This is a genomic window from Marinobacter sp. L-80 (assembly GCF_056859395.1).
The window spans coordinates 47,537-55,583 of record NZ_JBSXOI010000035.1 but is presented as its reverse complement, the minus strand read 5'-3'; the positions used below and the strand labels follow the sequence as shown (position 1 = coordinate 55,583).

Genomic DNA, 8,047 nt, shown 5'->3' with positions numbered 1-8,047 from the left:
GCCACTCGTTCAGGCTCGGGGGAAGAAGCAGTTCCTGGCCAGGCGAATACGGGCGGAAAGTGGTTCCCATCAGATTCTCCGGTGCTGAAGAATTTTTACGCATTATGCCAGAAGGTGTCTCCTGCCGCGCAGACTCCTAGGATTTTCTCCAAACCAACAACCGATTATTAGCCGGCATCCCGAAATCCTTTTCAAGCTTCAGCCCGGTTGCTTCACCAAGAGCCTCGAGATCCTCCATATCCCGAATTCCCATATGCGGCGCCTGTGTTCTCAGCGACAGGTCGAACCGTACATTGTTTTCACTGGTGTGCCGACCGCCATAGCTGAAAGGCCCATAGAGGCAGAAGATTGCGCCCTTGGGTAGTGCCTCCGCCAGGCCGCGAAACATCGCCTGCACTTCTTCCCAGGCCATGATATGCGCCGTATTGGCGGAGAACGCGCCGTCGATGGCGGGCAGGCTGGACCAATCTCCGTTCAATACCTCCAGGGCAATGGGCGGGTTGATATTTGTAAGGTGGGCATCGTCGATCCACGCCCGGGAAAGCTGGGCGTTCTGAGGGTGATCGGTGGGCTGCCAAACCACGTGGGGTAGGTGAGCGGCAAAGTGAACGGCGTGCTGGCCAGTGCCCGTGCCGATTTCCAGAATGGTGCCCGACTGTTTGAAAAGCTCGACAAGTTTTTCCAGAATCGGCGCTTTGTTATTCTCGCAGGCTTGAGAAAACGGCTTGTCTTTTTGCATGCTCCGACCTTTCGACAGGGGGTAGTTTATGGCGGTTTCAATACGCCGGCTCAGCGGTGACCAGATTAAACCATACCTGGATGATCTCGCGCGCCTGAGGATCGAGGTGTTTCGCCATTTTCCCTACCTGTACGACGGTGATATGAACTACGAGCGCAAGTACCTCGATACCTACGCCCGCTCGCCAGAGAGTCTCTTCGTGCTGGCCCTGGATGGCGAATCGGTTGTTGGCGCCGCCACGGGCATCCCGATGGACCACGAAACGGACGAGTTCAAAGGGCCGTTCATCGAGCAGGGTTATGAGCCAGACAAGATCTTCTATTTCGGTGAGTCGGTGCTGCTGCCGAATTACCGGGGGCAGGGCATCGGGGTGGCCTTCTTCGACCACCGGGAAGGCCATGCCCGGGAACAGGGCCGTTTCACGCACTGCTGTTTCTGCGCGGTCGAGTGGCCTCAAGATCATCCCCTGAGACCCGCCGATTATCAGCCGCTGGACTCATTCTGGCACAACCGCGGCTACCGAAAGGTACCGGAGCTGACCACCACCTATGCATGGAAAGATGTGGGCCAGGCGGCGGAAACCGCCAAGCCCATGACGTTCTGGCTGAGGCGTATTGCCTAACGAACGCTGAAGTTGCTGAATTCCCCGGTTGGCGATTCCGGCGCAATATCCACCGCATCCACACGCGCATCCGGTGGGCCTTCGGCGCACCAGGTTCTGAGTTCGTCCAGGCGTTCCTCCGGGCCTTCGGCCACAATCTCAACTCGTCCATCGGGCAGATTGCGAGCGAACCCCGTCAAACCCAGGGAAGAGGCCTTCTGTTCCGTGGAGGCGCGATAGTAGACCCCCTGTACGCGGCCGGATATCAGAAGTTGCCAGCGTTTGGTATCCATGGTTTGCTCCCGCTCGTTCTGTCGTGTCAGGCTTTATTTCAATCTACCGGTTCGGGCACGACCACTTCAAGGAGAGAGAACGCCGATGGCCTCCACCCACCTGAAACACAATGCAACTGGTTATGCCGATGCCCTGGCCTGCGAGGCGGAGGGATTGGAGCGCCTTGCAGGCGCGCTTGATGAGGCCGGGGTGACCGACGTCGGTGTGCCGCACGTTTATCGGGTGAACGAAACCGAACTCGAAATCACCGCCATCCGGTCTTCCGGTGGCTCAGATCGGGCGCGGGAGGTGCTGGGTGAAGGGCTGGGCAGAATGCATGCCCTGCGGCAGGAGGCGTACGGCTGGGGCAGGGACAATTACATTGGCCTGGCACCGCAACCCAATCGCTGGTGCGACAACTGGGGTGAGTTTTTTGTCCACGACCGCCTTGGCTACCAGGTCTCACGTATTCGTGACGCCAGCCAGAGGACTCGCTTCGAACAGGTATTGGACCAGCACGGGGGCTTCCTGATGGACTGGCTGAACGCCCACTGTGAGCACCCGAGCCTGCTCCATGGTGATCTCTGGAATGGTAACGTGCTCTATGGCTCTGACCGCCCCTGGCTGATTGATCCTGCCGTCTACTGCGGTGATCGTGAAGCGGATATCGCCATGACACAGATGTTTGGTGGTTTCGGCGAAGCATTCTACCGGGCCTACGACGCGTGTTACCCAAGAACATCGGTTTATGGCATCAAACGTGAGATCTACAACCTCTACCATTACCTGAACCACTACAACCTGTTTGGAGGTGGTTACCTGGAGGGTTGCCAGGTGGGTTTTGCCGCGATTGAAGCAATAGGCCGTGGCAGGGCCTAGATCAGGCCGGTACTGCGAAGCACGAAGACTCCCAGAGTGACAGTGATGCTTGCCAGAAGGGTCGTCAGGGCGATGATATTGGCAGCCAACCGGTCATTACCGCCCAGCGCCTTCACCATTACGAAACTGGCGGCCGCCGTCGGGCTGGCGAAGAACAGGAACATCAGGCCCAGCTCCGAACCCCGAAAACCGGCCAGCCACGCTGCGGCGGTGCAAAGCGCCGGCAGTATCACCATCTTGAACAGGCTGGAACCCAAGGCCGTTTTGCTGTCACTCCGGATGGCGCTCAGGGATACGGTGGCGCCGATGCAAAGCAGCGCCAGGGGCAGGGTGAGTGAGGCAAAGTAATCGCCGCTGGTCATGACCCAGCCCGGCAGTGAGATATCCAGGGCAGCGAAGGGAATCGCCACGAAGACTGCCAGGATGAGCGGGTTGCGGATGATGTCATGGAAGATCTTCGTCCAGTCCGTTGTTTGCCCCGGTTGGTAGGCCACCAGCACGATCACCGAAAGGATGTTGTAGGAGATGATCACCAGGCCAAGCAGGATGCCACCTGCCGACAGGCCGAAGTCTCCGTAGAGATTGGCGGCAAGCGCCAGGCCGACGATTCCGCAGTTACCCCGAAACGCGCCCTGCACGTAAACGCCACGATTCTCCCGAACCACACGCCAGCGGGCCCAGAGCCAGGTGATGGCGAAACTCCCCAGAGTCGCGACCAGGTAGAAGACCAAAAGGCCGGGATTGAACGCGGTATCCAGATTGGCCCGGATGATGCTCAAAAATACCAGGGTCGGCAGGGTGGCCTTGAACACCAGCGCCGAAGCAGTATTCACAAACGCATTGTCGATCCAGCCGATCCGGCGAAGTCCCAGGCCGATAAAGACCATGGCAAACACGGGCAGTGTCGTTTCCATGGTTTGCAGGAACAGATCGATCAGGTTCATCAAGAGTGGCCGTCGGGTCGAGGAGAGTGACTGGGTTCACCTGAATTATAAGCGGGGAGAAAGCTAGGATGCTATGGGAATACCACGAAGGTATGGGGCGGAGAGGGGGAGTGCCGTAAAAAAAACAGGGCCCCGAGGGGCCCTGATCACTTTCAGGCTTTCAGTTGGTCGCCAACGGGCAGGCGCCGGATGCGTTTGCCGGTTGCGGCATAGATCGCATTGCACAATGCCGGCGCTACCGGAGGCAGGCCTGGCTCACCAACACCACCCATGGCCTCATCCGGGTTGTCGACCAGGTGAACCCGCAGGGTTTTGGGTGCATCCGGCATGCGCGGGATCAGGTACTTGTCGAAGTTACCCTGCTGCGCCACACCGTCTTCGAATGTCACCTCGCTTTGCAGCGCGATGCCAATGCCCATCACTATGGCGCCTTCCAGCTGGGAGCGAATCCGCTCCGGGTTGGCCTGCGGGCCGCAATCGAAGGCAATGTCTGCCCGATGGATGGTGAGCTCGCCCTGATCATCGACTTCCACATCAAAGACAATCGCGGTGTACGATACGAAGCTGTGGTGGAAGGCGAGGCCCAACCCTCGATTCTTGCCGGTGGATTTACCCCAGTCTGCCTCCCTGGTTACCCGCTCGATTACGTTACGCATGCGCCCGATGTCGATAGGGTAGAGATCCGGGTCTTCGCCATAATTCCAGCCATCGCCCACGGTGAGATTGTGGATCTCCCGGTCCGGGCCGAGCAGGTCCAGCACGTAGTCGCGATGGTCCTTGCCGGCGGCTACAGCCATCTCATGGGCAAAGCTCTGGATCGCCCAGGCATGGGGCAGGTTGTAGACCGAGCGGAACCAGCCGATTCGCACATGGGCGGGCGCAGGTGGATTCTCCAGCCTCAGGGCCGGCACCGAGAACGGCATGGTGTTGAAACCCATGCCCAGTTCGAATTCGCCCTTGTGTTTCGGGTCGGGCGCAAACAGCGAGCCAATACTGGGAGAGAGGGTCCGGTGCAGCCAGCCGGTGGCCTGCCCGTTGTTGTCCAGTCCCGCTTCGAGATAATCCACAGACACGGCGTGATAGTAGGCGTGGTGAATATCATCTTCCCGTGACCACTGCAGCCGGACCGGCCGACCTTTGAAGGCCTCGGCGATACTGGCCGCTTCAATGGCAAAATCCGGTTTGGACTTGCGACCAAAGCCACCGCCAAGCAGGGTAACGTGAACGGTCACGTTCTTCGCATCCAGGCCCAGTCGCCCGGCCACGGTATCGCGGGTCGCCTGCGGATTCTGAACGGGCGCCCATACCTCTGCCTTGCCGTCCTTGATCCGCACGGTCGCCACCGGGGGCTCCATGGGAGCCTGGGCCATGTGGGGCATGTAGTAGGTGGCGGAGACCCGCTCGCTAGCGTTTTCCAGAGCTGTGTCCAGATCGCCATGCTGACGGACGACCTTGCCAGGTTGCTGCGCCGCTTTCTCAAGGGATTCCCTGTAAGTGGCCGACGTATAGCTTGCGTTGTCGCCGGCAGGCTCCAGATTCCAGTCGATCTTCAGAGCCTTGCGACCCTCCATGGCGGCCCAGGTATTCGATGCCACCACGGCAATACCGCCGAGCGGGCTGAAGCCCGCCGGTTGGCCGGTGCCCTCAACCTTGAGTACCTTCTCAACACCGGGCACCTTGAGGGCCTCGGTGTCGTCGAAATCGCCAACAGTAGCCCCGTAAACCGGTGGACGGGCGATCACCGCATAGAGCAGGTCCTCGAAGGGAACATCAGCGCCATACACCGCCTTACCGGTGACAATATCCTCACCGTCGATGGCTTTAGGGTATGCGGACTTCAGCTCGCCGTTAATGAGGCCGGTTTCCTTGCCGACAAATCGCAGCTCATCGTCGCGCTTGAGTACCAGTGCATTGCGCCCGGGAACGTCGAGCTCCCGAGCCTTGGCTGCGAGTTCCCCAAAGCCGAGTTCCTTGCCGGAAGGCGTGTGAACGATGCTGTGTACGCCAGCCTGCACCTCACTAACCGGCACGCCCCACTCATTGGCGGCCGCCTGCTCCAGCATCTGTCTGGCCGCCGCTGCGGCTCGGCGCATGGGCTGGTACCAGTGGCGCATGCTGCGGGAACCGTCGGTGTTCTGGTTGCCGTATTTGTCGTGATCGCCTTCCGCCTGCTCGACCCTTACCTGATCCCAGTCTGCGCCAAGCTCGTCGGCACCGACCATCACCAGGCTGGTCCGGATGCCCTGACCCATTTCGGAGCGGTTGTTCACAATGGTAACCAGGCCATCAGCATCGATATGGATGAACACGTTCGGGTCGTCCACCCATCCGCCGGGCATGGCTCCGGCACCGAATTGAGCCTTTTCATTGCCAGCCAGGGCCACATCCCAACGGGCTGCTAGTACTAGGGCAGAGCCACCCGCCAGGCCCATCAGGAAGCGCCTGCGGCTCACGTTGGCTATCATCAAGTTGTCATCGGCGCTCATGCTTCACCCTCCTTGCCGGAAGCTCGTTCAATCGCCGCCAGAATGCGGTTGTAGGTGCCGCAGCGACAGAGATTCCCTGCCATGGCATCCACAATCTCCCCGGTCTCGGGGTTCGGTGTTCTTTTTAGCAGCGCTGTGGCGTTCATGATCTGGCCACCCTGGCAGTATCCGCACTGGGCCACCCCAAGATCGAGCCAGGCCTGCTGAACTTTGCTACCAACCGGGTCGTCGGCCATGGCTTCAATGGTGGTGATCTCGCCACTGGCCGCAGAGACCGGTGTGACGCAGGAGCGGATTGCCGTTCCGTTGAGATGAACTGTGCAGGCGCCGCACTGGGACATCCCGCATCCGAACTTGGTTCCTTTGAGGCCGACAACGTCGCGGATTACCCAGAGCAGGGGCATGTCGTCGGGGACGTCGAGCTCGTAGCGCTCGCCGTTGATCGTGAGGGTAGCCATAACGTCCTCTCGTTTGTGAGTTTTGCGTCTCCTTCACTGTAGCCCTACGAACTGGCAGAGTAAAAAGAGCAATCTGGATGAAAGGTAATAAAATCGCTTGCACGCTCGCCTCGGGCCTGGGCTATAGTAGGCCCCGGAAACAAGAGAAGAAGAGGATAAGGATGGACGCCGTTAATCCCACCCCCGAACAGCTGCAAAAAGTCCTGGCGGATACCCCGAAAGACCAGCCCGTTGTCATGCTGAATCTGCTGCGCTTCCGTGATCGGGCCAATTACAAGGAAGAGGCGCCGGAGCGAAGCGGCCGCGAAGCCTACAAGCTCTATATGGAGGAGGCGGCCGCCTGCGTAAAATCGGTCGGCGCAGAAGTCATCTGGTCTGGCCGCAGTGTTGGATCGCTGATTGCGCCCCCGGATGAATCCTGGGATCAGGTGCTTCTGGTCAGGTATCCCTCAATCGATGCCTTCATGGCCATGATCGAAAGTCGGGAATACAAAGGCGTGGTCAAACACCGCACCGCTGCCCTTCAGGATTCACGGCTGGTCGCCAACCTTGAAACACGGATGTAATTAAAGCCGGATCAAAGCCCGGCTTGCTGGATGGCCATGTAGCTGATGGTTCCTGCGGCGATAGAGAGCAGGGCATTGCGGCGCCAGAGGTGAATAATCACCACGAGGACGCCGGGAAGCAGGGCTTCGAACCCCATCCATGAGCCGGACCATTCCGCCGAGCGCTGCAGAAATACCGTGGCCAGCAACGCCATCACGGCCGCAGGAAGGTAGCGCCCCAGATGGCGCACCAGCGGATGCTCCGTGTGCCTCTCGAAAAACAGAAAGGGAATCACCCGCGTGGCAAAAGTCGCGACTGCCGCCACCGCAATGAATGCCGCCAGATAGCCGGATTCACCCATGGCTGCTCTCCTCGCCCGGTACCTGCCCGCGATGCTTCCGGTATTCGAACAGCAGGACGGCAGTGACCAGCGCAATGGCACCGATCAACTGATGTGCCGGTGGCAAAATCAGCATTGCGACGCCCGCGGCCGCTGCTCCGAGCCAGATCGGGAAGCCTTCTCCCAGGGCTTTGAATTGCTCCAGAGTCAGAACAATGAACAGAGCCACCAACGCGAACTCAATACCGGTGCTGTCAAAGGCGACATTGTCGCCAAGCAATGCACCGATTGCGCAACCCGCCACCCAGTAACACTGGTTAAAGCCGGTAATTCGGAAATCGACCTCCTGTTCGTGGGCCCGGTCGCTTCCTCGTGGGCGGCTGGTGAGCAGGGAATAGGTTTCATCGGTCAAACCGAAAATCAGATAGAGTTTTCGCCAGCCCGCACCCTTGAACTGGCCCAGCAATGAAAGCCCGTAGAACAGATGGCGGGCGTTCAGAACAAACATCGCAATGAAGACTTCCAGCAGGCCCGCGTTAACGGCCAGAAGGCTGACGGCCAGTATCTGGCCGGCTCCGGCGTAAATCACGATTCCCATCAACGGCGCAGCCCACCAGGCATACTCGAGCTGTGTTGAGAACAGCACACCAAAGGCCATGCCCAGCGGAAGATAGCCGAACAAGATGGGCAGCGTGAGTCTGAAGACGGACTGGTTCATTAGCATCCAAACGGTCAGAAAGCGGCGATGATAGAGAATCGGTGGAATTTTTTGAAGTGGTTA

The 8,047-nt window shown here is 59.4% G+C and carries 10 protein-coding genes; 3 read left to right on the top strand and 7 right to left on the bottom strand.

Annotated features, from left to right (window positions below):
- Nucleotides 1-136: 136 nt before the first annotated feature.
- Entirely contained in the window at nt 137-739 is a 603-nt protein-coding gene (locus tag AC13E3_RS01855) for a DUF938 domain-containing protein (RefSeq protein ID WP_273082209.1), read from the bottom strand.
- A gap of 28 nt (nt 740-767) precedes the next feature.
- Here AC13E3_RS01855 and AC13E3_RS01850 point away from each other — a divergent pair, with 28 nt between their 5' ends.
- Nucleotides 768-1,361: a GNAT family N-acetyltransferase gene (locus tag AC13E3_RS01850; RefSeq protein ID WP_273082212.1), complete on the top strand. Its 594-nt coding sequence runs from the start codon at nt 768-770 to the stop codon at nt 1,359-1,361.
- Here AC13E3_RS01850 and AC13E3_RS01845 read toward each other — a convergent pair.
- On the bottom strand, nt 1,358-1,633 hold the full coding sequence (locus AC13E3_RS01845; protein ID WP_008174451.1) for an acylphosphatase: 276 nt from the start codon (nt 1,631-1,633) through the stop codon (nt 1,358-1,360). The two genes, AC13E3_RS01850 and AC13E3_RS01845, sit on opposite strands and share 4 nt — an antisense overlap.
- A gap of 85 nt (nt 1,634-1,718) precedes the next feature.
- Here AC13E3_RS01845 and AC13E3_RS01840 point away from each other — a divergent pair, with 85 nt between their 5' ends.
- The gene (locus AC13E3_RS01840) at nt 1,719-2,492 is read left to right on the top strand and encodes a fructosamine kinase family protein (protein ID WP_273082215.1); all 774 of its coding nucleotides are present in this window, start codon (nt 1,719-1,721) and stop codon (nt 2,490-2,492) included.
- Here the strand turns inward: AC13E3_RS01840 and AC13E3_RS01835 are convergent.
- From AC13E3_RS01835 to AC13E3_RS01825, 3 genes are all read right to left on the bottom strand, one after another.
- Nucleotides 2,489-3,436, bottom strand: a complete 948-nt coding sequence (locus AC13E3_RS01835; RefSeq protein ID WP_482901662.1) for an AEC family transporter — start codon at nt 3,434-3,436, stop codon at nt 2,489-2,491. The genes AC13E3_RS01840 and AC13E3_RS01835 overlap by 4 nt on opposite strands.
- A gap of 152 nt (nt 3,437-3,588) precedes the next feature.
- The gene (locus AC13E3_RS01830) at nt 3,589-5,922 is read right to left on the bottom strand and encodes a xanthine dehydrogenase family protein molybdopterin-binding subunit (RefSeq protein WP_273082221.1); all 2,334 of its coding nucleotides are present in this window, start codon (nt 5,920-5,922) and stop codon (nt 3,589-3,591) included.
- Nucleotides 5,919-6,380 (bottom strand): (2Fe-2S)-binding protein, encoded by a 462-nt coding sequence (locus AC13E3_RS01825; RefSeq protein WP_273157321.1) that lies wholly within the window; start codon nt 6,378-6,380, stop codon nt 5,919-5,921. The genes AC13E3_RS01830 and AC13E3_RS01825 overlap by 4 nt, the downstream gene beginning before the upstream one ends.
- 161 nt (nt 6,381-6,541) lie before the next feature.
- Between AC13E3_RS01825 and AC13E3_RS01820 the strand changes: the two genes are divergently transcribed.
- Nucleotides 6,542-6,946: a DUF1330 domain-containing protein gene (locus AC13E3_RS01820; protein ID WP_014576954.1), complete on the top strand. Its 405-nt coding sequence runs from the start codon at nt 6,542-6,544 to the stop codon at nt 6,944-6,946.
- Between the two features lie 11 nt (nt 6,947-6,957).
- On the opposite strand, the gene AC13E3_RS01815 is transcribed toward AC13E3_RS01820, so the two are convergent.
- Nucleotides 6,958-7,287 carry a branched-chain amino acid transporter permease gene (locus tag AC13E3_RS01815; protein WP_273069343.1) on the bottom strand — a complete coding sequence of 110 codons (330 nt, stop codon included), beginning with the start codon at nt 7,285-7,287 and terminating at the stop codon, nt 6,958-6,960.
- Complete coding sequence (locus AC13E3_RS01810; RefSeq protein WP_273018066.1) at nt 7,280-7,984, bottom strand: AzlC family ABC transporter permease; 705 nt, start codon at nt 7,982-7,984, stop codon at nt 7,280-7,282. Before AC13E3_RS01810 ends, AC13E3_RS01815 begins: the two co-directional genes overlap by 8 nt.
- Nucleotides 7,985-8,047: the final 63 nt, after the last annotated feature.